The 22,183-nt window shown below is 65.4% G+C and carries 20 protein-coding genes and 1 tRNA gene; 15 read left to right on the top strand and 6 right to left on the bottom strand.

All coding sequences use genetic code 11. The features are described from left to right. Window positions 1-353: 353 nt before the first annotated feature. The 5 genes from HWN72_RS10610 to HWN72_RS10590 all read left to right on the top strand — a co-directional run bounded on the left by HWN72_RS10610 (window position 354) and on the right by HWN72_RS10590 (window position 4,731). Window positions 354-1,595 (top strand): lipoprotein-releasing ABC transporter permease subunit, encoded by a 1,242-nt coding sequence (locus HWN72_RS10610; RefSeq protein ID WP_008829731.1) that lies wholly within the window; start codon window positions 354-356, stop codon window positions 1,593-1,595. After that, on the top strand, window positions 1,588-2,271 hold the full coding sequence (locus HWN72_RS10605) for an ABC transporter ATP-binding protein (RefSeq protein ID WP_008829732.1): 684 nt from the start codon (window positions 1,588-1,590) through the stop codon (window positions 2,269-2,271). Before HWN72_RS10610 ends, HWN72_RS10605 begins: the two co-directional genes overlap by 8 nt. A 155-nt stretch (window positions 2,272-2,426) precedes the next feature. After that, the gene (locus HWN72_RS10600; protein WP_008829733.1) at window positions 2,427-2,705 is read left to right on the top strand and encodes a hypothetical protein; all 279 of its coding nucleotides are present in this window, start codon (window positions 2,427-2,429) and stop codon (window positions 2,703-2,705) included. Between the two features lie 9 nt (window positions 2,706-2,714). After that, complete coding sequence (locus HWN72_RS10595; protein WP_211150267.1) at window positions 2,715-3,221, top strand: glutathione peroxidase; 507 nt, start codon at window positions 2,715-2,717, stop codon at window positions 3,219-3,221. 118 nt (window positions 3,222-3,339) lie between these two features. Further along, window positions 3,340-4,731, top strand: a complete 1,392-nt coding sequence (locus HWN72_RS10590) for a carboxylesterase/lipase family protein (RefSeq protein WP_211150266.1) — start codon at window positions 3,340-3,342, stop codon at window positions 4,729-4,731. On the opposite strand, the gene HWN72_RS10585 is transcribed toward HWN72_RS10590, so the two are convergent. After that, window positions 4,728-5,939, bottom strand: coding sequence for a GGDEF domain-containing protein (locus HWN72_RS10585; RefSeq protein WP_211150265.1), 1,212 nt, complete (start codon window positions 5,937-5,939; stop codon window positions 4,728-4,730). The two genes, HWN72_RS10590 and HWN72_RS10585, sit on opposite strands and share 4 nt — an antisense overlap. Before the next feature lie 333 nt (window positions 5,940-6,272). On the opposite strand from HWN72_RS10585, the gene dnaE reads away from it, so the two are divergent. After that, a complete protein-coding gene (gene dnaE, locus HWN72_RS10580) occupies window positions 6,273-9,875 on the top strand; it encodes a DNA polymerase III subunit alpha (protein ID WP_211150264.1) in 3,603 nt (1,200 codons plus the stop codon). Window positions 9,876-9,915: 40 nt separating this feature from the next. On the opposite strand, the gene HWN72_RS10575 is transcribed toward dnaE, so the two are convergent. Both HWN72_RS10575 and HWN72_RS10570 read right to left on the bottom strand, forming a co-directional pair. Next, window positions 9,916-10,185 (bottom strand): hypothetical protein, encoded by a 270-nt coding sequence (locus HWN72_RS10575; RefSeq protein WP_211150263.1) that lies wholly within the window; start codon window positions 10,183-10,185, stop codon window positions 9,916-9,918. A gap of 93 nt (window positions 10,186-10,278) precedes the next feature. Beyond that, window positions 10,279-11,349 carry a PA0069 family radical SAM protein gene (locus tag HWN72_RS10570; protein WP_008829739.1) on the bottom strand — a complete coding sequence of 357 codons (1,071 nt, stop codon included), beginning with the start codon at window positions 11,347-11,349 and terminating at the stop codon, window positions 10,279-10,281. A 98-nt stretch (window positions 11,350-11,447) separates the two neighbouring features. Between HWN72_RS10570 and HWN72_RS10565 the strand changes: the two genes are divergently transcribed. Together HWN72_RS10565 and HWN72_RS10560 are read left to right on the top strand one after the other, a co-directional pair. Continuing rightward, window positions 11,448-12,029 (top strand): TetR/AcrR family transcriptional regulator, encoded by a 582-nt coding sequence (locus HWN72_RS10565; RefSeq protein WP_008829740.1) that lies wholly within the window; start codon window positions 11,448-11,450, stop codon window positions 12,027-12,029. Between the two features lie 154 nt (window positions 12,030-12,183). Beyond that, window positions 12,184-13,032 (top strand): TauD/TfdA family dioxygenase, encoded by an 849-nt coding sequence (locus tag HWN72_RS10560; protein ID WP_248005935.1) that lies wholly within the window; start codon window positions 12,184-12,186, stop codon window positions 13,030-13,032. A 103-nt stretch (window positions 13,033-13,135) separates the two neighbouring features. Here HWN72_RS10560 and HWN72_RS10555 read toward each other — a convergent pair whose 3' ends face one another. Further along, window positions 13,136-14,359 (bottom strand): NADP-dependent isocitrate dehydrogenase, encoded by a 1,224-nt coding sequence (locus tag HWN72_RS10555; RefSeq protein WP_008829742.1) that lies wholly within the window; start codon window positions 14,357-14,359, stop codon window positions 13,136-13,138. A 156-nt stretch (window positions 14,360-14,515) separates the two neighbouring features. Between HWN72_RS10555 and HWN72_RS10550 the strand changes: the two genes are divergently transcribed. The 6 genes from HWN72_RS10550 (at window position 14,516) to HWN72_RS10525 (ending at window position 20,182) form a co-directional block, all read left to right on the top strand. Next, entirely contained in the window at window positions 14,516-15,277 is a 762-nt protein-coding gene (locus tag HWN72_RS10550; protein WP_211150261.1) for a crotonase/enoyl-CoA hydratase family protein, read from the top strand. 233 nt (window positions 15,278-15,510) lie between these two features. Next, window positions 15,511-16,545, top strand: coding sequence for a glycosyltransferase family 61 protein (locus HWN72_RS10545; protein ID WP_248005934.1), 1,035 nt, complete (start codon window positions 15,511-15,513; stop codon window positions 16,543-16,545). Beyond that, window positions 16,538-17,092 carry a serine O-acetyltransferase gene (locus HWN72_RS10540; protein ID WP_248005933.1) on the top strand — a complete coding sequence of 185 codons (555 nt, stop codon included), beginning with the start codon at window positions 16,538-16,540 and terminating at the stop codon, window positions 17,090-17,092. The genes HWN72_RS10545 and HWN72_RS10540 overlap by 8 nt, the downstream gene beginning before the upstream one ends. After that, complete coding sequence (locus HWN72_RS10535; protein ID WP_008829746.1) at window positions 17,089-18,654, top strand: AMP-binding protein; 1,566 nt, start codon at window positions 17,089-17,091, stop codon at window positions 18,652-18,654. The genes HWN72_RS10540 and HWN72_RS10535 overlap by 4 nt, the downstream gene beginning before the upstream one ends. Before the next feature lie 11 nt (window positions 18,655-18,665). After that, the gene (locus HWN72_RS10530; protein WP_211150258.1) at window positions 18,666-18,902 is read left to right on the top strand and encodes an acyl carrier protein; all 237 of its coding nucleotides are present in this window, start codon (window positions 18,666-18,668) and stop codon (window positions 18,900-18,902) included. Then, window positions 18,899-20,182: a type III PLP-dependent enzyme gene (locus HWN72_RS10525; RefSeq protein ID WP_211150257.1), complete on the top strand. Its 1,284-nt coding sequence runs from the start codon at window positions 18,899-18,901 to the stop codon at window positions 20,180-20,182. The genes HWN72_RS10530 and HWN72_RS10525 overlap by 4 nt, the downstream gene beginning before the upstream one ends. 57 nt (window positions 20,183-20,239) lie before the next feature. Here the strand turns inward: HWN72_RS10525 and HWN72_RS10520 are convergent. Next, window positions 20,240-20,314, bottom strand: a tRNA-Val gene (locus HWN72_RS10520). Window positions 20,315-20,446: 132 nt separating this feature from the next. Further along, complete coding sequence (cpdR, locus tag HWN72_RS10515; RefSeq protein WP_008829749.1) at window positions 20,447-20,821, bottom strand: cell cycle two-component system response regulator CpdR; 375 nt, start codon at window positions 20,819-20,821, stop codon at window positions 20,447-20,449. A gap of 159 nt (window positions 20,822-20,980) precedes the next feature. Here cpdR and HWN72_RS10510 point away from each other — a divergent pair, with 159 nt between their 5' ends. Beyond that, a complete protein-coding gene (locus HWN72_RS10510; RefSeq protein WP_248005932.1) occupies window positions 20,981-21,958 on the top strand; it encodes an N-formylglutamate amidohydrolase in 978 nt (325 codons plus the stop codon). The last annotated feature ends 225 nt before the right edge of the window (window positions 21,959-22,183 follow it).

Genomic DNA, 22,183 nt, shown 5'->3' with positions numbered 1-22,183 from the left:
CCCCCAGACAGTCCACTTTCCTACAGTACCCGCAATCCCATACCATGTGTTCATGCCCAGCCCGTACACTCCCGGCAGCACAAGTTTACACCACAAGGTGACACCTCCACCCCACAAGGTGACACATCGCATTCGTAAGGTCACACCTGTCACCTCGCGCTACGCTCAAAACCCGCGCAAATCCGCGCCTCACCTGCACTCGGACATCAACGGTTCACCCATCAGACAGTGTAAACCCTGCAGACCTCCCGCATTCGTACCACCCCCTCGGGAACCATCCGTCCGCCCGCAGCTTGCCAGCACCGCCCGCGCATCCTAATGCCTCTTCACCTTTTCAAGACGGACCCCCTCGCTTGATCCTATCCCCCTTCGAATGGACGATCGCCAAGCGCTACATGCTGCCCGGAAAGGGCGAGCGCTTCATCGCTCTCGTCGCCGGCATCAGCCTCGTCGCGGTCATGCTCGGCGTTGCCGCGCTGGTCATCGTCATGAGCGTGATGAACGGCTTTCGCGCCGAACTCTTCGACAAGATCGTCAACCTCAACGGCCATGCCATCATCCAGGCTTACGGCGGCCGCCTCGACGATTGGCAGGGCGTGCTCAAGGACGTGCGCGCCACGCCGGGCGTCGTCCGTGCCTCGCCGTTGATCGACCAGCCGCTGGCCGTGACCTTCAACGGCCGCGTCGAGATGATCCAACTGCGTGGACAGACCGCCGAGGATATCGGCCGCGTCCGTGACAAGGTGAAGGTCGGCAACATAGCCGAACTCAAGCCGGGCTCGGAGAACGTGGCGATCGGCACGCAGCTGGCGCAGAACCTTGGCGTACAGGTGGGCGATGTCATCACGATCATGAACCCGCTGGGTCGCTCCACTCCGTTCGGGACGGTGCCGCGCTCGGTCGCTTATCGCGTCGCCGCGATCTTCGAGATCGGCGTCTACGACTACGACAACGCCTTCGTCATCATGCCCATCCCCGATGCGCAGACCTTGCTGCTGACGGGCGATTCGATCGGCATGATCGAGGTCACCACCAACAACCCCGACCGGGTGGGCGAGATCCTCGCGCCGCTGACGCGCCAGCTCTCGGGCCGCGCCGTCGTCACCGACTGGCGGACCATCAACGCCTCGCTGTTCGAGGCACTGGCGGTGGAGCGGGTGGCGATGTTCGTGATCCTCTCGATCATCGTGCTGGTGGCGGTGTTCAACATCCTCTCCTCGCTCATCATGCTGGTGCGCGCCAAGACCCGCGACATCGCGATCCTGCGCACGATGGGGGCGACGCGGCACTCGCTGCTCAAGGTCTTCGTCACCGCCGGCTTCTGCATCGGCGCGATGGGCACAGTGGCGGGCGTGATCATCGGCTTCATTTTCCTCTATTTCCGCCAGCCGATCGTGCATCTGGTGGAGATCCTGACGGGCCAGAACCTGTGGGACCCCTCGATCCGCTTCCTGACCGAGCTGCCCGCGCGCTCCGACCCGGTGGAGATCGCCACGATCTGCATCATGGCGCTGGTGTTCAGCTTCCTTGCCACGCTCTACCCCGCCTACAAGGCGGCGAGCACCGATCCCGTGCAGGTGCTGCGCTATGAATGATATCGTTGACCCTGTCGTCCGCCTGACCGACGTGACCCGCAGCTTCGAGCAGGGCGGGGTGAAGATCGACGTCCTGCGCGGCGTGAACCTCGAAGTCCGCCCCGGCGAGATCGTCGCGCTGCTCGGTCCCTCGGGATCGGGCAAGTCGACGATGCTGCAGGCGATCGGCCTGCTCGAAGGCGGCTTCGGCGGCAAGATCGAGATCGCCGGGATCGACGCCAGCAAGCTGGGCAAGGACCAGCGCGCGGCGGTGCGTCGCGATCACATCGGTTTCGTCTATCAGTTCCACCATCTGCTGCCCGACTTCAACGCGATCGAGAACGTGGTGTTGCCGCAGCTGATCACCGGAAAGCCGCGCACCGAGTGCGACGCGCGAGCGACCGAACTGCTCACTGCGCTGGGCCTCGGCGCAAGGCTGGAGCATCGTCCGAGCAAGCTCTCGGGCGGCGAGCAGCAGCGCGTCGCCGTGGCCCGCGCGCTGGCCAACCGCCCGCACATGGTGCTGGCCGACGAACCCACCGGCAATCTCGACGAGGCGACGGCGGACAAGGTCTTCGCCCAGTTCCTCGCGCTGGTGCGGGGGGAGGGCAGCGCCGCGCTCGTCGCCACGCACAACGAGCGGCTGGCGGCGGCGATGGACCGGGTGGTGCGGCTGCATGACGGGGTGCTGACCTGAGCGGCGCAAGCGCAGTTCTCTCATGCCCCTCCCGCTGGCGGGAGGGGCATGGGTGGGCAATCTCAGGTTCCTGATTCTTCGCCGGAACCGCCGTTGAACTCGCGGTTTTCCTTTCCCACATTGCTTAGTCCAGGCGATAAGAAAGGAACCCGCCAATGAGCGACATCCCGTCCACTATCGCAGCCGGCAGCACTCCGCCTCGGAGCTTCGGCTGGGACGACACGGCCGAACTGCACAAGTGCGAGGACGGCGGCGGGCTGTTCCACAACTTCAAGACGATCCGCCGCGGCACCGTGGCGGAACTGGTCGCCTTCGTGATGGGACTGCCCGAGGCGAAGCAGGACGACTATGCGATCGAGAAGGACGGCGACCACACGATGCGCATCGGTGAGATCCGCCATTTGTCCCGCCGCGCCGACTTTCCGGCTTCCTGAGCGCCATTGGTGAGTAAAGACCCCCGAACCATCGCGGATTTCACCGCGACCCTTCCCAACGGCGAGACGACCAGTCTTGCCGATCGGCTGGGCAGGGTGGTGCTGGTGGTCAACACCGCCAGCAAGTGCGGCTTCACTCCGCAGTACAAGGGGCTGGAGGAACTCTGGCGCAAGTACCGCGAACAGGGGTTCGAGATCATCGCCTTCCCCTGCAACCAGTTCGGCGGGCAGGAACCCGGCGATGCCGCTGAGATCGCGGCCTTTTGCGAGGTGAACTTCGGCCTCTCGTTTCCGCTGATGGGCAAGGTCGAGGTCAACGGGCCGGACGCTGTGCCGCTCTACGACTGGCTCAAGGCCGAGGCGCCTGGGCTGCTCGGCTCCAAATCGATCAAGTGGAACTTCACCAAGTTCCTCATCGACCGCGAAGGCAAGGTCGTGCGCCGTTTCGCCCCGACCGACAAGCCCGCTGCGCTCGACAAGGAGATATCTAAGTTGCTGTCGTCGTCCCGGACTTGATCCGGGACCGGTGGCGGTCTTTAGTCTGGAGCGTGCGCCGAACGCCCTGTCGAAAGGTGGGTTGTTCACGGCCAGCGGTCCCGGATCAGGTCCGGGACGACGACGTCAGGAGACCTTCTTGAAAGCCCCCACTTTTCTATCGGCCATCATTCTTGCTGCCACCGCCTGTTCACCGGCCGCCATCGCCGACCCGGTTGCCGTGACGCGCAGCGGAGAAGTCCGGGGTGAGGCGAACAAAGGCGTGGTCAGTTGGAAGGGCATTCCCTTCGCCGCGCCGCCGGTGGGTGACCTGCGCTGGCGCGCGCCGCAGCCGGTCGCGGCATGGGCCGGTGTGCGTCCGGCGACTGCCTACGGCCACGACTGCATGCAGAAGCCGTTTCCCAGCGACGCCGCACCGCTCGGCACGCCGCCCGCCGAGGATTGCCTCTACCTCAACGTCTGGAAGCCGGAGGGCGCGAAGGCGCAGTTGCCGGTGGTCTTCTGGATCTATGGCGGCGGCTTCTTGAACGGCGGCGCTTCGCCGCCGACCTATTCGGGCGCCGAACTGGCGCGCAAGGGCGTGATGGTGGTGAGTTTCAACTACCGCGTTGGCCGTTTCGGCACTTTCGCTCACCCGCAACTGACCAAGGCCGATGCCGAGGGCGGGCTACTGGGCAACTACGGCACGCTCGATCAGGTCGCCGCGCTCAAGTGGGTGCATCAGAACATCGCGGCTTTCGGCGGCGATCCCGCGAACGTCACGATTATCGGCGAGAGCGCGGGCGGCATGTCGGTGCACATGCTGATGACTTCGCCGCTGACGCAAGGTCTGTTCGCCCGGGCGGTCGTCATGTCCGGCGGAGACGGCACTGCACTCGGAGCGGGCGGTCTGGCCGAGGCGGAGAAGACCGGCACGGCTTTCGCCGCCACCAAGGGCATCGCGGCCGACGATCCGCAGGCGCTGGCAAAATTGCGCGCGCTCCCGGCGGAGCAGGTGGTCGATGGTCTGAATCTCGAGGCGCTGTTCGCAGCGAAGCGTCCGGCGTTCTCCTCGCCGTTCGTCGATGGCCGCATCGCGGTCGATGTGGCGAAGGCCTATGCCGATGGCAAGTTCACCAAGGTGCCGGTGATGATCGGGGCGACCAGCGCCGACATGGGCGGCCCGGACGGTTTCATGATCAAGGGTGCCCGCGACGTGGCGCGAACGCTGTCGCAGGCAGGCGCCCCGGTCTACGCCTATCGGTTTTCCTACGTGGCATCCTCGGTGGGCAAGCCAGGGGCAGGACACGCCAGCGACATTCCTTTCTTCTTCGATACACAGACGATCAAGTATGGCGATGTCACGACGGCTCGCGACGATGCGATGGGCGGCACGATCAGTGATGCGCTCGTCGCCTTTGCCACCAGCGGCGATCCCAGTGGCGGCAAGCGGCCGGTCTGGCCGCGCTACGATCCGGCCAGTGACATCATCATGGACTTCGCCGCCGACGGCGAAGCGCGCGTCGGCCACGATCCGTTGACGGCGCGCTAAGCCGAAGCGCGGCGCTCGGCGGCAACTGCCCGCAAGTCGATCGGAGGCGGGGCCGCGCGCTGGCCGGGCGTGGCCAATACCGTACGATTGCGCCCGAGGTGCTTGGCCAGGTAAAGCGCTTCGTCAGCCGCGGTGAAGCGCGCAGAGTGATCGTCGCCGGGTTCCATCATCGCCACGCCGACGCTGATCGTGCAGCGCCGCGATTCGCTTCCGCTGACATGGCTGCGTGCCTCGAAGGCGATGCGCACGGCTTCGGCGCGGGTCATGACCGCCTCGGGCGTGCGCGCCTGGATGATGGCCGCGAACTCCTCGCCGCCCACGCGAAAAACGTTTCCGGCACCCAGCGTCTCGCGCGCCACCATCGCCGCGTCGACGATCACCATGTCGCCAAAGCCGTGGCCGAGTTCGTCGTTGATCGCCTTGAAACGGTCGATGTCGAGCAGCGCCACGGCGACGCAGTCTTCGCCGCGCGGCGACCGGGCCAGCGCTTCGATGCGATCGTCGAGGGCGCGGCGATTGCCGATCCCGGTCAGTGGGTCGATGGAGGCCAGGCGATAGTGCTGTGCTGCCAGTTGCTCACGCCCCAGCGCGGTCAGGAACACGCCAAGCAGCAGGCCCTGCAATACGATCAGGAAGTTGAACAGCGCGATCGACCAGACCTGCGTTTCCTTCGGTCCGAACGGTGCGGGCAGCGAGAGCGAGAAGGGCGTGCGCAGCAGTTCGAACACGCAGAACACCGCGAAGATCCAGTACAGCGTCGTCGCCGATTGCAACTGCGGCTGGCGCATCCGCATGAATTCGCGCGCGGCCAGACCGTCGAACAGCGCGAAGAGCAGGACGCGCGGCATCATGCGCAGCTCTGCCATGGCATCGTCCGCACCGATGGTCGCCGAGAAAAGCAGCACCGCCACGCAGGGCAGCAGCATCAGCAGCGGCCGGGGCTTGCGTCCCGCCGTCACCCGCGCCGCCAGCCAGGCGGAGCCGTAAACCAGCGTCAGCGCGAACCAGCCCAGCCTCAGGCCAAGCGGGCCGGGTAATATTTCCGGATAAGTCAGAAGGACAGCGGCCGGCACCGCGATCCCGAACGGTGCGAACTGCCAGCGCCGCTGCACCGGGCGACCGTCCTTGAACCACGACAGCAGGATGGCAATGCACATGATCGCGCCGAGTGCCGTGCTGCACGCGGCGATCGTGGTGATATCAGGCATCGGCGGCGTCAGCGATGCCTTCGAAGCGGATGCGACAGATGAGTCATCGGCAGGTCCGTTCCGAAGGTCGAATCACGTCCGGCCTCTCCGGACGTCCACATATGCACCTAACGCAATGTCGTTAACGCTTCGTGTTGGCGCGGCGCAAGAGGCTGGCGTTGCAAATCGTTGCTCGAACGGGACTTTCCCGGGAGAATGGCCGCTCGCTCGAACGTTTCGGGCCGTGGGATGAAGGCCGCTTCATCGTCCAGGGTTAACCATGTCCCGATGTATCCCCTGCCTTGTCACGCGATGGCCTTGATCGGGCCGGGGGGCAGTGCATAGATTTGCCGGATGCCGCATGCTCCCTTCGTACCGCTCCGCATCTTCTCCAGCTTCACCATGCTGGACGGCGCGATCGACCCGAAGGCGATCGCCAAGCTGGCCAAGGAGCGCAAGTTCCCCGCCGCGGGGCTATGCGACCGTAACGGGCTCTATGCCGCGCCGATCTTCGCAGGGGCGGCGAAGGGCGCGGGTGTGCAGCCGATCGTCGGCACTTTCCTCGCTGTTGCCCGTCCGGGGGCCGCCAAGCAGGGACAGGAGCGCGCGATCGACTGGCTTGCCCTGTTCGCGCAGAACGAGGCGGGCTGGCTCAACTTGTGCGATCACGTCAGCCGCGCCCACCTTGGGCGCCCGCTGGAACTGGACCCGCACGTCGAGCTGGAATCGCTGCGCGGCCATACCGACGGACTGATCTGCCTGACCGGCGGCAATGAGGGCGCGCTGGCGCGCCTTTTCGCGGCGGGCCGTCACGAACAGGCGGAGAGCTACTGCGACACGCTGCAGTCCCTGTTCGGCGACCGCCTCTATGTCGAGATCACCCGCACCGGCGAGCCCGAGGAGGACGAGAGCGAGGAAGACCTGATCGCGCTCGCCTACAACCGCGACATCCCGCTTGTCGGCACCAACCCGGCGCAGTTCTCCGACCGCAGCTTCCACGCCGCGCACGACGCGTTGCTGTGCATCGCCAACTCGACGCAAGTGGACGCCGCCGATCGCCCGCGCTCCTCGTCCGAGCGCTGGGTGAAGCCCGCCGCCGAGATGGCGGAGCTGTTCGCCGATCTGCCCGAGGCGCTGGCGAACACCCTCGTCGTCGCGCAGCGCTGCGCCTACGTGCCGCCGCGCCGCAAGCCGCTATTGCCCAGCCTTGCCGGTGACCGCGAAGGCGAGGCGCGCATGCTCGCCGACGATTCGCGCCGTGGCCTTGCCGCCCGTCTGGCGCCCTACTGGCCCGAGGTGACCGAGCAGGAACTGGACGAGGCAATGGCCCTCACCGGTGACGAACGCCGCGCTGCCTATGAAATCCTGCGCGAGAAGGGCGTCACCGAGGACTTCCTGGAATATGCCGAGCGCCTCGATTTCGAGGTCAATATCATCGTCGGCATGGGCTTCCCCGGCTACTTCCTGATCGTCGCCGACTTCATCAAGTGGGCGGGCGACAACGGTATTCCGGTGGGGCCGGGGCGCGGTTCGGGCGCGGGCTCGCTGGTCGCCTGGGCGCTGACCATCACCGGCCTCGACCCGCTGAAGCTGGGCCTGCTGTTCGAACGCTTCCTCAACCCGGAACGCGTCTCGATGCCCGACTTCGACATCGACTTCTGCGAAACGCGGCGCGGCGAAGTGATCCGCTACGTCCAGAAGAAGTACGGGCATGACCACGTCGCGCAGATCATTACCTTCGGTAAGATGAAGGCCCGCGCGGTGCTGCGCGACTGCGGCCGTATCCTGCAGATGGGGTATGGCCGCGTCGATTCGCTGTGCAAGATGGTCCCGAACCATCCGACCGACCCCTGGACGCTGACCGAGACGATTCAGGGCCGCAAGGCGCACGGTGTGACCAAGGACCCGCCGGTCGCGGAGTTCAAGCGCGAGTACGACAACGACCGCGAAGTGCGCCGTCTGGTCGATCTGGCGGTGCAGCTGGAAGGCCTGCCGCGCAACTCCTCGACTCACGCGGCGGGCGTCGTGATCGGCGACCGTCCGCTGGCGCAGCTGGTGCCGCTTTACCGTGATCCGCGCTCCGACATGCCGGTGACCCAGTTCGACATGAAATATGTCGAGGACACCGGCCTGGTGAAGTTCGACTTCCTTGGCCTCAAGACGCTGTCGGTGCTGCGCAAGGCCTGCGATCTGCTTGAGCGGCGCGGGATCACCATCAATCTCTCGACCCTCGCGTGGGACGATCCGGGCGTCTACGAACTGCTCAAGCGCGGCGACACCGTGGGCGTGTTCCAGCTGGAATCGGAAGGCATGCGCCGCACTCTGGCAGCAGTGAAGCCGACCAACTTCGGCGACATCATCGCGCTCGTCTCGCTTTATCGTCCGGGTCCGATGGATAACATCCCGCTGTTCGGCCAGCGCAAGAACGGCCTCGCGCCGATCGAGTATCCGCACGACAAGCTGGCGGGCATCCTCGGCGAAACGTATGGCATCTTCGTCTATCAGGAACAGGTCATGCAGGCCGCGCAGATCCTGGCAGGCTACTCGCTGGGCGACGCCGACCTTCTGCGCCGCGCGATGGGCAAGAAGGTCCAGGCCGAGATGGACAAGCAGCGCCAGCGCTTCGTCGATGGCTGCAAGGAAATCTCAGGGATCGAGGCCGCCAAGGCCAACGAACTGTTCGACTTGATCGACAAGTTCGCGGGCTACGGCTTCAACAAGTCGCACGCCGCCGCCTATGCGCTGTTGGCCTACCACACCGCCTGGTTCAAGGCGCATTACCCGCACGAATTCTATGCCGCCGCGATGTGCTTCGACATGCACCAATCGGAAAAGCTGGCGATCTTCGTCGATGACGCACGCCGTAACGGCATCGAACTCGCCGCGCCTGACATCAACAAGTCCGAAGCCGAGTTCATCGTCGAGGAAACGGCGGAAAGCCATGCCGTGCGCTATGCGCTGGCGGGTATCCGCAACGTCGGCGAGAAAGCGATGGACGCCATCGTCGCCGAGCGTGAGGCGAATGGGCCGTTCATCGATCTCGACGATGTGTTCCGCCGGGCACCTGCAGGTTCGATGAACCGTCGTCAGCTTGAAAGCCTTGCCGCTGCGGGGGCTTTCGATGCGCTGGAGCCCAATCGTGCTAAGGTTCTCGCCAACGCCGATACCTTGCTGGCCGAAGCGGATCGTTCCTCGCGCGAGCGCAACTCGACCCAGGGTGGCCTCTTTGGCGGCGAGGATCACGTCGAGCAGGGCCTGCGCCTCGTCGAAGCGGACAAGTGGGACCGTGCCGACCAGATGGCCAAGGAGCGCGAGACCTTCGGTTTCTACTTCGCCGCGCATCCGGTGGAAGCGTATCGCGCGGTAGCATCGGCAAACGGTGCTCGGACCTACTCTAGTCTCATGGCAGGCGGAGGCGGCGGTGGCCGCACCGGCGCGGTGATGGCGGCGATGGTCGAGAACGTCCAGAAGCGAAAGACCCGCAAGGGCAAGGATTTCGTGATGGCCGATTTCTCGGATTCGTCAGGCAATTTCTCGGCCTCGTGCTTCGAGGAGAGCCTTGTCGAGAACTTTGTGAAGTGGGCCAAGGAAGGCGCCTGCATCCTGCTCAACGTCGAACTGGACTCCCCGAGCCCGGACGAACCCCCGCGCATTACCGTGCGGGGTGGCAAGCCGCTGAACGAAGTGAAGGCCGATGCGCGCATGGTCCTCAAGCTCGACATCGATCGGGTCGAGGCGGTGCAGGAACTGGCTCTGCTGATGCGTCCCGGGGAGCGCGGTGCGGGTGAAGTGATCGCGACGCTGCACCTCGGCGACGGGCGGACGCAAAAAGTCCGGCTTGGCCGCGACTTCGCGCTCGACGGTGAATTTGCCGAGCACCTCCAGAGTGTGGAAGGGATCACCAACGTTTCGCTGACCGCCAAGCGCGGGCCGGAGCGGGTGGCGATGGCGGCGTGACATGGCGGCAGCCCCCGGCGCGGGGCTGCCTTCGCCGAGGTCACTTGTCGGTCTTGACCGCATCCTGAGCGGCATCGCCGACCTTGGTGGCGGCATTGCCCACATCGTTGGCGGCTTCTGCGATCGCGTTGTCCTTGGCGGTCTCGCTGTTCTGGCTGAACAGGTAGATGCCGCCGATGATGGCGACGAGCAGCACGAGGGCCATGACGATCCCGGTGCCGCCTCCCGTGGTCCGGGTTTCGCGGATGATCGTCGTGTGACCTGGTGCTGCATTGGTCGGCTGTTCGGTGGTGACGGTTTCTTCTGCCATTATGAACTCCTGTCCCTTGAGGCTTTCTGGCAGGAGCAACGCGCGGTTTTCAGCGAAGTTGCCTGAAACGCGGGCCAAGGGCGGATCGGCCTGTCAAAGCAGCGAGAGTTGCCCGTCCAGCGAGGGGCGGCGAAACTGCGTGCAGTCGAGCGCGACGTGCGGGGTGTTCATACCCAGCCGGGAGGCCGCGACGCGGAACCGGCGACGAAACAGGTCGGCCCAGACGCCTTGCGGCTTCATGCGGGTTACGAAATTCGGATCATTGTCCCGCCCGCCCCGGATCGAGCGGATTGTCGCCATAACCTTGCCCGCACGCTCCGGGAAATGCGCCTCGAGCCATTCACGGAACAGCGGCGCGACTTCGTGCGGCAGGCGGATCACGATCCATGAGGCCGAGCGAATGCCCCGCTCGGCGGCGTCCTCGAGAATGCTTTCCATGAAGCTGTCGGTGATTGAGGGAATGACCGGTGCGATCGACACATGTGCCGGAACCCCGGCTTCGGCCAGTCGCCCCAGCGCGGCCATGCGCTTGGCAGGAGAGGCGGCGCGGGGTTCCAGTTTCTGCGACAGCACCGGGTCGAGGCTGGTCACCGATATACCGACGTGGATGAGATTGCGTCTGGCCAGTTTCTCAAGAAGGTCGAGGTCGCGCAGCACGCGGTCGGACTTGGTGGTGATCGTCACCGGATGGCCCACGTCTAGGCAGAGTTCCAGAACCTCGCGCGTGATGCGATAGCGCGTCTCGATCGGCTGGTATGGGTCGGTATTGGTGCCCATTGCGATCGGTGCGGGATTGTAGCCAGGCTTTGCCAGCGTCTCACGCAGCAGCTTCGCGGCTATGGGTTTGGCGAACAGCTTTGTTTCGAAATCGAGGCCGGGCGACAAGTCATGGAAAGCGTGTGTGGGGCGGGCGAAGCAGTAGATACAGCCATGTTCGCAGCCCCGGTAGGCGTTCACCGACCGGTCGAACGGAACGTCGGGCGACTTGTTGAACGAGAGGATCGAGCGCGGATGTTCTTCCGTCACCGTCGTGGCGGGATTGCGGGACGGGCCATCCACCGTCTCCATCGCATCGAGCCAGTCGCCGTCCGCTTCGCGCGCAGACAGGTTGAAGCGCGTGCTTGCTGCGCCGCTGACCGCTCCTCTGCCCTTGATCGTTTCCATGCAAGACGTGTGAACAAAATAAGAACAAAAGTCAATCTGCCCCTGACAGGTTGATCTTGCTGCGCTGCACCCTTAGGCGGGCACGAAAGGGGAATTTCATGGCAGGCGCAGCGCGCAGGGTCGGAGCCGAAACGTCAGCGACACGGGCGCTTATCGTCGAGGCTACCAATCAGTTGATCCGCGACGAAGGCTACGCCTCCGTCAGCACGCGGCGCGTGGCCGCGCGGGCGGGGCTCAAGCCCTCGCTGGTGCATTACTATTTCCCGACCACCGACGATCTGCTGGTCGAGGTTTCGCGCCAAGGCGCCGCGCAGAGCGACCGCATGATCGAGGAAGCGCTGGCCTCCGATGATCCGCTGCGGGCGCTGTGGGGTTTCTTCATCGACACCAGCCGAGTGGCGATGGCGCTGGAATTCATGGCGCTCGCAAACCACCGTCCGGCCGTGCGCGAATACATGGCGCAGCACAGTGAGGAGATGCGCGCCCGGCAGGTCGAGATTCTCAAGCACATGCTTGGTGACAGGCTGGACCGGCTCGACGGTTTCGATGCCGCCGGGTTCAGCGTGGTCCTTGCGGGCATCGGCCGCGCGGTGGTGATGGAGCAGGGGCTTGGCGTGAAGACCGGCCATGCCGAAGCGATCCGCATCGTCGAAGGCTGGCTGGACAAGCTGGCGGCCTGATACACCCGTCTGGATACGGGCCGGACACATAACGCGCGGGCGCTGATTGGCCCTGCGCTTGGCGCGGTGCGCGCAAGCCTGCTTGATTCTCCCGGATGCGGGACGAAGAACGTGATAACAGCGTTCTCATACGGCATCCTTGGGAGACATGACCATGACGGTCGCCACCACGACGACTCAGTTGAAGACTGAGCATATCAAGCCTCAGATCGGCAGCCGCATCCTCAACTCGAAGGAAGAACTGCTTTCCGGCGAACTCGCCGCGCAGCTTCGCGAGGAACTGGAAGCGCGCGGTATTCTGGTATTCCCGCAAGTGGGCTTCGACGACGCGGAGCAGATCGCCTTCACCAAGACGCTCGGCGAATATGCGCCCGAGGGTCCGGACGGCGGTCCGAGCAAGATCACGCTCGACGTGAAGGAAAATCCGGCCAGCGCCGAGTATCTCAAGGGCTCGCTCTACTGGCACATCGACGGCACCCGCAACGAAGTGCCGATTCTCGCCTCGCTGCTGTCGTGCAAGGTGCCGAGCCCGAAGGGCACGGGCAACACCGGGTTCTCGAATACTTATGCCGCCTACGACGCGCTGTCGGATGAGGACAAGGCGTACTACGACGACTTGCGCGTGCTCCATGGACCCTGGGCCTCGCTGTTCTATTACGAGCCGGAGCCGAGCCTCGCGAAGCTCAAGATCATGCAGGGCATTGGCGAGAAGGTGCTGCCGCTGGTGTGGAAGCACGCCTCGGGGCGCAAGTCGCTGGTGCTGGGCTGCACCTGCCATCACGTGCAGGGCGTCGACCACCTGGAGAGCGCGCGGATCATCCACGGCTTGCGCGAATGGGCGACGGGGCCGGAGTTCACCTATAGCCACGAATGGTCGGTGGGCGATCTCGTGATCTGGGATAACACCGGCACCATGCACCGCGCGGAGGCTTACGACCCGACGTGCGGGCGCATGATGCACCGCACCAAGCTGGAGGGCGAGGAACCCTGGGCAGTGGAGTAGCGCTGAACGATTTCTCCCCGCGCGTGTCTCGGGGAGAAACAAAAGAAAAAGCCCGCCCCCTCGTCTGAGGGGGCGGGCCTTTTTCATTCAACCAACCGAAGGATCAGGCCCAGGTGGCCATCTCGGTTTCGAGGTTCTCGACGATCGCCTCGAAGAACTGCTCGGTGGTCATCCAGCTCTGGTCCGGACCGATCAGCAGCGCGAGATCCTTGGTCATCTTGCCGCTTTCGACGGTCTCGATGCAGATGCGCTCGACGGTCTCGGCGAACTTCACGACGTCCGGCGTACCGTCGAACTTGCCGCGATAGGCAAGGCCGCGGGTCCAGGCGAAGATCGACGCGATCGGGTTCGTCGAGGTCGCCTTGCCCTGCTGGTGCTGGCGGTAGTGACGGGTCACGGTGCCGTGCGCCGCTTCGGCCTCAACGGTCTTGCCGTCGGGCGAGAGCAGAACCGAGGTCATCAGGCCCAGAGAGCCGAAGCCCTGCGCGACGGTGTCCGACTGGACGTCGCCGTCGTAGTTCTTGCAGGCCCAGACGAACTTGCCCGACCACTTGAGCGCCGAGGCGACCATGTCGTCGATCAGGCGGTGCTCGTAGATGATGCCGGCGGCGGCGAACTTCTCGGCGAAGCCTTCCTTGTCGAACACTTCCTGGAACAGATCCTTGAAGCGGCCGTCATAAGCCTTGAGGATCGTGTTCTTGGTCGACAGGTACACCGGCCAACCCAGGTTGAGGCCGTAGTTGAACGAGGCGCGCGCGAAGTCGCGGATCGATTCGTCGAGGTTGTACATCGCCATGGCGACGCCCGGAGCCGGGAAGTCGAACACGTCGAGGTCGATCTTGTCGCCGTTCTCGCCGTCCCACACCAGGCGCAGCTTGCCGGCGCCGGGGATCAGGGTGTCGGTGGCCTTGTACTGGTCGCCGAAAGCGTGACGGCCGACGACGATCGGGTCGGTCCAGCCCGGAACCAGGCGGGGCACGTTCGAGATCACGATGGGCTCGCGGAAGACGACGCCGCCGAGGATGTTGCGGATGGTGCCGTTGGGCGACTTCCACATCTTCTTGAGGCTGAATTCCTCGACGCGGGCTTCGTCGGGGGTGATGGTGGCGCACTTGACGGCGACGCCGAATTCCTTGGTCGCGTTGGCGGCGTCGATGGTGATCTGGTCACCGGTCTCGTCGCGCTTCTCGACCGAGAGGTCATAGTACTTGAGGTCGATGTCGAGGTAGGGGAGGATCAGACGCTCGCGGATCCACTGCCAGATGATGCGGGTCATTTCATCGCCGTCCATTTCGACGACGGGGTTCACAACCTTGATCTTTGCCATTCTAAAGGGACTCCCCTGGGGTGAGAATTGCGGCAGTCTCTAGGCACGGCTGCGCCCCATGGCAAGGCCGAGACTGGGGTGTGACAGCACCGACAGCGGCTTTGCAGGCCGGGTTCGTCCCCGTGCCTGTCACTAAGTGCAGGAGAGGAGGGCAGGATGAGCGAGGAAGTGTTGCTGGCCGAGTGCAATGGCGTGCTGGAGGTCACGATTAACCGGCCCGAACAGCGCAACGCGATGACCAAGGTGGCGGCGGCGGGAATCGCGGCGGCGATGGATCGGCTCGAATCGGCGGATCACCTGCGCTGCGCGATCCTGACGGGCGCGGGTGGCAGCTTCTGCGCAGGCATGGACCTCAAGGGTTTCCTGAACGGCGAACTGCCGGTGGACGAGCGCGGCGGCTTCGGCGGCATCTGCACGTGGACCCCCGGCAAGCCGATCATCGCGGCGGTCGATGGGCCGGCGCTGGCAGGGGGCTTCGAACTCGCACTTGCATGCGATCTCATCGTCGCGAACAAAAATGCACGCTTCGGCATTCCTGAGGTCAAGCGCGGGCTGGTCGCGGCGGGAGGCGGTCTGATGCAACTCCCGCGCCTGTTGCCCCGCGCCCTGGCGATGGAACTGGCACTGACCGGCGAGCCGATCGGAGCCGAGAGGGCGCTCGAACTGGGCCTCATCAACCGCGTCACCGACGGCCCGGCGGTCGAGGTCGCGCGTGAACTGGCGCGGGCGATCGCGGCGAACGGTCCGCTTGCGCTGGCGGCATCCAAGGGGATCGTGCGCGATTCATGGCTGTGGCCGATTGATCGGATCAACGAACACCAGACGCCTTATGTGGAGCATGTCTTCACGTCCGAGGACGCGAGGGAGGGCGCGCGTGCCTTCGCGGAGAAGCGCACACCGGTCTGGAAAGGCCGATAAGCGCGGTGCGCCGGTCTCATCGTCGGCGGCTGGGCAATTCTACTAGGGCCTTTGCCTAAGGGATACTCCGTTCCGGTCGCCTCGGATACGCAGAGGGCGGGTCGTGTGGAAGTATTTGCGGGAGAATATCGCAAATATTGAACAGGACCCGACAGTGATCGATGCACGCCGTTTCAATGCCATGATCCGCGAATTGCGCATGGGTTGCCGTTGAAGCCGGAAGGTCGGTGATCATGCGCCCCTCCATTCGTCCGACCCTGCAGGGATTGTCGCGCCTCTTCGGCCGAAAGCCCGACGACATCGTGGTGCGCGCCAGCGATCGGTGGGAGGTCGCACCGGGCGGCGCGGTCTACGTGAAGCCGGCGCTGATGCTCTCCAACCAGATCGAGCGCATCCGGGGGGCCGAATTCGCCACCGTGGCCGAGGTTGTCCGCGACTTTCGCGGCGGCTTCGACGTGCCGCAGAACCCGACGATGGGTTACGCCTTCCGCAAGGCGCTAGTGCTGGACGGCGTGCTCTACGCCGGTGCGGCGACGCGCCACCTGAGGCCGCGCGCGGGTCGCCGGCCGCTGGGCATGGTGCGGCGCGTGGCAGCGCGATCGGCCTTCTACGAAAGCTGGGTCGGCAATCGGTGGTTCGGTAACTGGCTGAGCGACGACTGCCTGACCTACCGCTTGGCCGAAGGCGCAGGCGTGCCGATGGCGACGCTGCCTGCGAAGGGGCATCAGCCCGACTATGAGCGCAGGCTCGGCATGGCGGCGACGCGGGCAGGGGCGGTGCTGTTCGACGAACTCGTGGTGTTCGACGACGTGCCGCACAACGATCACAAGCGGCGCCGGGCGGACGATCTGCGGCGGCGGCTCGTCGGTCACGATCGGAGCGGGCATCGCGGGGTCTTCCTCCTGCGTGGCACGACCGGCGACCGGCGGGTGCTCGGCAACGAGCGGCAGGTTGCGGAGCATCTGGCGGCGCGGCACGGCTTTCGCGTGCTCGACCCTTCGAACGCGACGCTGGAGGAGATCGTCGATGCCTGCGCGGGCGCACAGGTGGTCGCGGGGGTCGAGGGAAGTCATCTGGTTCATGGGCTGGTGATGATGCCGGCCAAGGCACGGGCGCTGGTGATCCAGCCTCCTTCGCGAGCGGTGGTGGCGCTCAAGTTGCTGACCGACCGGCAGGGTCAGGACTATTCGGTGGTAGTGGGTACGGGAGGCGACGATGTTTTTTACGCGGATACCGACGAAATCGATAGAACGCTCGATCTTGCCTGACACCGCCGCGCACAGCGAGCGCGCGCGGCGTCCCTCGGCCTGGCAGACGATGCGCGAGGATTATCGGCGGCACGGCAGTTCGGTCACCAACGGGGCGTTTATCTCGCTGTGCGTCTATCGCTTCGGCCGATGGGGGCTGCAGCGGCGCAGCGCTTTGGGCCGCAAGCTGGCCTCGAAAGTCTATGGCTTCATGAACCTGTTCGTGGCCAACATCACCAAGATCTGGATTCCGCCGCAGGTCACGATCGGCGACGCATTCCATATCGTCAACAACGAGGGGTCGCTCTCGATCCACCCCGAGGCGGTCATCGGCGACCGGCTGGGGGTGATGCACAACGTCACCATCGGCACCAACATGAAGCGGGGCGTGCCGACGATCGGCGACGACGTCTTCATCGGTACGAATTCGACGGTGCTGGGCAACATCCGCATCGGCGACCGGGTGCGCATCGGCGCCAACACGGCTGTGTCGACCGACGTGCCTTCGGACTCGGTCTGCGTTGGCTCGCCTGCCCGGATTTATCCTCGCCTGGGGCCGCTCCTGTGAGCCGCGCCGTCCGCACCGTCTTCGATCTGTTCGCGCACAACCTGCCCGAACACGCGGCCAAGACGTTCCTCGTCGATCCCGACCGCAGCTGGACTTACGCCGAGGTCGCCGCCGAAGTGGGCCGCGTCTGCGCCTTCCTCGCGGCGAGCGATCTGCAGCCCGGCGACCGCGTGGTCGTGCAGGTTCGCAAGGGCATGCGCGAGGTGGCGGCGATGCTGGCGGTGAGCCGGATCGGCTGCGTTTTCGTCAACGTCAACACCGTCTGGACCGGCGAGCAACTCCACTACGTCATCGAGGACAGCGGCGCGCGCGGGGCGATCCTCGAAGGCGGAGCGGCGGCCGCGCTGCCCGGAGGCCATGCGCTGGCGGTGCTGGTCGCGGGCGGGGCGCCCGCCGCAGGCATGCAACTCTGGGACGATCTGCCCGCAGCCGAGCCCGAAGTGCCGATCTCGCGCGATGACGGCGACCTTGCGGCGATCATCTACACGTCCGGCTCGACCGGGCGGCCCAAGGGGGTGATGCTCACGCACGCGAACATCGTCAGCGGCGCGCGTTCGGTCACCGCCTATCTCGAACTGCGCGGCGATGACAGGCTGCTCAGCGTGCTGCCCTACAGCTTCGACTACGGGTTCAACCAGCTCACTACCATGATGCTCGTCGGCGGCACGGTGGTCCACCAGCCCGTCGCGATGGCGACCGAGATCGTGCGCGTCATCCGGGAGCAGCGAGTGACCGGCTTCGCGGCGGTGCCTCCGCTCTGGATCCAGTTCATCCGCCTGCTCGACGCCTCGGGCGAGGTGCTGCCTTCGCTGCGGCTCGTCACCAATTCGGGCGGCAAGATCCCGCTGAACATCCTCGAGCGGATGCCTGCGCTGCTGCCGGATACGCGCATCTATCTCATGTACGGTCTCACGGAGGCGTTCCGCTCCACCTACCTGCCTCCCGAGAAGTTCGCCGCCAAGATGGGCGCGATCGGCCGCGCGGTGCCGGAGAACGAAGTCTACGTCATCCGCGAAGGCATCGGCATCGCCGGGCCGGGAGAGCAGGGCGAACTCGTCCACCGCGGCGCCTTCGTCAGCCAGGGCTACTGGAACCGCCCGGACGCCACCGCCGAGAAGATCAGGCCCTGTCCCGAACTCGCCGCGCTGATCGGCGAGGAGCCGGTGGTCTACAGCGGCGACATCGTGCGCATCGACGAGGACGGCGACTTGTGGTTCGTCTCGCGCCGCGATGCCCTGATCAAGAGCAGCGGCTTCCGCATCAGCCCCGACGAGGTCGAGGACATCGTCCACCGCAGCGGCATGGCCGCCGACGTGGTCGTCTTCGGTGTCGCCGACGACCTGCTCGGCCAGAGCGTCCAGGTCGCCGCCACGCTCGCCCCCGGCGCCACGCGCGAGGGGCTGCTGGCCTACTGCCGCAAGGTGATGCCTGCCTACATGGTGCCGCGCGCGATCCATGTCTGGAACGCGCCGATGCCGCGTACCGCCAGCGGCAAACTGGCCCGGCCGGAGGTGGTACGCCTGAGCACCCCGGGCGCCGAACGTCCGCAACTTTCGATCTAGGAGCAATGCACATGGCCCTCACCACCGACAGGATCATTCAGAACCTTCAGGCGATCTCCGGCTACGACGGCGCCGTCGATCCCGACACCTGCCTGTTTTCCTCCGGCATGCTCGATTCGATCGCGATGATCTCCCTCATTGCCTTCGTCGAGCAGGAGGCCGGGATCGAGATTCGCGCCGACGAGGTGACGCTGGAGAACTTCGACACGCCCGCGCGCATCACCCGCTTCGCTGGCGAACGGGTATGAACGCGGCGGATCGCGACACCTGGCTGGCGGCGGCGGCCGAGCAGTTCGGCACCCCGTCCTTCGTGTACTTCACCGAGGGCATCGCCGAGAGGATCGCCGCGCTCCGCCATGCCTTCGACGACCAGCTGGCGCTCAGCTTCGCGGTCAAGTGCAACCCCAACCCGGCACTGCTGAAATGGATGGTCGGGCGGGTCGACCTGCTGGACGTCTCGTCCATCGGCGAATTCCGGCTGGCGCTGCAGGCCGGGTGGGACCCGGCACTCGTGAGCTTCACCGGCCCCGGCAAGCGCGAATTCGAGATTCGCGAGGCAGTCCTCGGCGGGGTCGGCCTGCTGGTGCTCGAATCCTTGCGCGAAGCTGGAATTGCGGACGAGGTTGCCCGCGCCGCAGGCCGTGTCCAGCCGGTGCTGCTGCGGATCGCGCCCGATTCCGTCCCGCGCGGGTTCGGCGACCAGATGGCCGGGCGCCCCAGCCCGTTCGGCATTGACCTGCCCGATGCCCGCGAGGCGCTGGAGCAGATCGTCGCAATGCCAGGCCTGCGCCTTGCCGGGCTGCACATCTATTCCGGCACCCAGTGCCTGAAGCCCGACGCCATCGTCGAGAACTACCGGGGCTTCCTCTCGATTTTCACCGACTTGTGCGAGGCGGTGGACATCACGCCGGACAGTCTCGTCCTCGGCTCGGGGCTGGGCGTGGCATACCACGAGGGAGACACGCCGCTGCCGCTGGAGGCCGTGGCCTCCGCGATCCTGCCCGACATTGCGAGCTTCCGCGCGGACCCGCGCTTCGCCCGTACCCGGCTGAAGCTGGAACTGGGCCGCTATCTCGTGGCCGAGGCGGGCTATTTCCTCGTACGGGTGGTTTCGCTCAAGCAGTCGCGGGGCGTGTCCATCGCGATCTGCGACGGCGGCATGAACAACCACCTGCCTGCCTCCGGGCATTTCGGCATGGTGATTCGCCGCAACTACAAGATGCACCGTGTCGGCGGCGGAGCGGAGACGGGCACCTACGACGTGACCGGGCCGCTGTGCACCTCGATCGACCGGCTGGCGGGCGGGGTGGTGCTGCCGACGCTGAGCGAAGGCGACGTGATCGCGGTCCACAACAGCGGTGCCTATGGCCTGACGGCCAGCCCCATCCACTTCATCGGCCATGCGCCTCCGGCGGAACTGATGGTGGTCGACGGCGCGCTGCACGACGTCTCGCGCTTCTTCGAGACAACGACGGCGTGGCCGGGCGTGCCGTTTCCGGAAGGGCAGGGCGCTCTCGCTACGGCCTGAAGATTCACGGCTAAAGAAAAACCCCGCCTGGTCGCAAGACCGGCGGGGTTTCTGGAATGGTGGGCGTAGCAAGGATTGAACTTGCGACCCCTACGATGTCAACATAGTGCTCTACCACTGAGCTATACGCCCATTCCATTCATGGTTTCCTGCGGCGAACCGTAGGTCTCCATTCAAGCGCTCCGGTGAGTGTCCCCGCCGGAGGACTGGCCCTCTAGCTGCGCTTCTTTTGGCTGGCAAGGGCCTTGTGAGAAAAAATTTCGCTCAGAGCGTGGCGTGCTCGGCAAGGCCGAAGACGCGCTGCACTTCCATCACGATATCGCGCAGGTGGAAGGGCTTCGAGAGCACCTTGGCCTGGGGCGCCTCGCGGCTGGCACGCAGGGTCACGGCGGCGAATCCGGTGATGAACATCACCTTGGTCGAGGGCGAAATCTCGGCGCACCTTTGCGCAAGCTCGATCCCGTCCATTTCGGGCATGACGATATCAGACAGCAACAGGTCGAAATCGTCGTTCTTCAGATGGGGGATCGCCTCGGTCCCGCGATCGACCGCGACCACGCTGTAGCCCGCGTTCTGCAGCGCGCGGGCCAGGTAGGTGCGCATTGCGTCGTCGTCTTCGGCGAGGAGGATGCGGATCATCGCAGGTGTCCAGTCTTGTGCGTTGTGTTCTGGCATCGGCTTCGCCGTGCGTCTGTCCGTAGGCATACAAGGTAAGCGTTTATATTTCTTGTCCCTATTCGGAGGTGACCGGTATCGGGACGCTTTGACAGGACGGTATGAAACGCACAGCTTGAAGGGATGAGCGGGGCATTGGGTGAGAACGATTCGCAAGCCGGGTGGCAAGGTGTGGGCCAGGGTACGGGCGGCGGCCGAATTCCCGGCGCTCCCGGTGTTCCGGCGTTCTTTCTCGCCGAGGTCAACCCTTCCGCGATCCCGGTTCTGATCGCGGCGCCGCATGGCGGGCGTCATTATCCCCGGGCACTTCTCGCCGATTTTCGCCATGGTCCGACGGCGGCGCTCAAGCTCGAGGACCGTTATGTCGACCTCATGGCGCGCGGCATTGCCGAGGCCACGGGCGCGAGCCTGATCGTGGCCAACGCACCGCGCGCGATGATCGACCTCAACCGTGCGCCGGACGACATCGACTGGGAGATGTTCCAGCGCGAGGCTCGGCCATCGGAGGGTGTTCCCACGGCAAGTCGGCGTGTTCGGGGTGGGCTGGGCCTCATTCCCCGGCGCCTCCCCGTGCAGGGCGATCTGTGGCGGCGGCGGCTGGGAGCGGCCGATCTTGCCGAGCGGCTCGCCGGAGTGCATGAACCCTACCACGCAGCGATCGCCAAGGCGCTGTCGACGCTGCGCGAGCGGTGGGGTGCGGCCTTGCTGATCGATCTGCACTCGATGCCGCCGCTGCCGTCGCGGCCCGGCGTCGCCAGCGCGCAAGTCGTGATCGGTGACCGCTTCGGGGCGAGCAGCCATGGCAGCGTCGTCGCGTCCGCCTTCGCCCATTTCGCCCAGGTCGGGCGCGAGGCGGCGCACAATCGTCCTTACGCCGGTGGTTATGTGCTGGAACGGCATGGCGATCCGCGCGGCGGCATTCACGCGCTGCAGATCGAGGTGGATCGCAGCCGCTATCTCGATTCGGCGCTGGTCGAACCGTCCGAGCAGATGACGGGGATGATCGAGGATCTGGCGGGATTGGTGCGCCGTCTGGGCAGTGTCGTTGCGGAACTTGGGCGTGACGCGGGCGCGCAGGACTGGTCGCTGGCGGCGGAGTAGAGCGTGATCGCGTATGACTGAAACACCCTTCGTCATCGCCACCTTCGCGGGAATGACGATGATACCGCTGAAGTCGATCACGCTTTAGTCAGCGAGTAATTCCCTGAGGGCATTAAAAAACCACCTCGTGCGATGCACGAGGTGGCCAAGGTTCAGGGAGGAGGTGCACAATGTGCACCAACCCGAACGGGCCATGAGGGTAGCGCCGGCCGGGCAAGACCTACA

Origin of the sequence: Novosphingobium sp. HR1a (genome assembly GCF_015594425.1) — a bacterium.
Taxonomy (GTDB): domain Bacteria; phylum Pseudomonadota; class Alphaproteobacteria; order Sphingomonadales; family Sphingomonadaceae; genus Novosphingobium; species Novosphingobium resinovorum_A.
Note: the sequence above shows the minus strand (reverse complement) of the source record. Positions and strands in the feature narration are given on the sequence as shown.

What these genes read in the sequence shown, in the direction of transcription:
- HWN72_RS10600 (WP_008829733.1), top strand. Translation starts at nt 2,427, where the DNA reads ATGAGCGACATCCCGTCCACTATCGCAGCCGGCAGCACTCCGCCTCGG.
- HWN72_RS10560 (WP_248005935.1), top strand. Translation starts at nt 12,184, where the DNA reads ATGACGGTCGCCACCACGACGACTCAGTTGAAGACTGAGCATATCAAG.
- dnaE (WP_211150264.1), top strand. Translation starts at nt 6,273, where the DNA reads ATGCCGCATGCTCCCTTCGTACCGCTCCGCATCTTCTCCAGCTTCACC.
- HWN72_RS10585 (WP_211150265.1), bottom strand. Translation starts at nt 5,939, where the DNA reads ATGCCTGATATCACCACGATCGCCGCGTGCAGCACGGCACTCGGCGCG.
- HWN72_RS10570 (WP_008829739.1), bottom strand. Translation starts at nt 11,349, where the DNA reads ATGGAAACGATCAAGGGCAGAGGAGCGGTCAGCGGCGCAGCAAGCACG.
- HWN72_RS10575 (WP_211150263.1), bottom strand. Translation starts at nt 10,185, where the DNA reads ATGGCAGAAGAAACCGTCACCACCGAACAGCCGACCAATGCAGCACCA.
- HWN72_RS10545 (WP_248005934.1), top strand. Translation starts at nt 15,511, where the DNA reads ATGCGCCCCTCCATTCGTCCGACCCTGCAGGGATTGTCGCGCCTCTTC.
- HWN72_RS10510 (WP_248005932.1), top strand. Translation starts at nt 20,981, where the DNA reads ATGAGCGGGGCATTGGGTGAGAACGATTCGCAAGCCGGGTGGCAAGGT.
- HWN72_RS10555 (WP_008829742.1), bottom strand. Translation starts at nt 14,359, where the DNA reads ATGGCAAAGATCAAGGTTGTGAACCCCGTCGTCGAAATGGACGGCGAT.
- HWN72_RS10605 (WP_008829732.1), top strand. Translation starts at nt 1,588, where the DNA reads ATGAATGATATCGTTGACCCTGTCGTCCGCCTGACCGACGTGACCCGC.
- HWN72_RS10525 (WP_211150257.1), top strand. Translation starts at nt 18,899, where the DNA reads ATGAACGCGGCGGATCGCGACACCTGGCTGGCGGCGGCGGCCGAGCAG.
- HWN72_RS10550 (WP_211150261.1), top strand. Translation starts at nt 14,516, where the DNA reads ATGAGCGAGGAAGTGTTGCTGGCCGAGTGCAATGGCGTGCTGGAGGTC.
- HWN72_RS10530 (WP_211150258.1), top strand. Translation starts at nt 18,666, where the DNA reads ATGGCCCTCACCACCGACAGGATCATTCAGAACCTTCAGGCGATCTCC.
- HWN72_RS10565 (WP_008829740.1), top strand. Translation starts at nt 11,448, where the DNA reads ATGGCAGGCGCAGCGCGCAGGGTCGGAGCCGAAACGTCAGCGACACGG.
- cpdR (WP_008829749.1), bottom strand. Translation starts at nt 20,821, where the DNA reads ATGATCCGCATCCTCCTCGCCGAAGACGACGACGCAATGCGCACCTAC.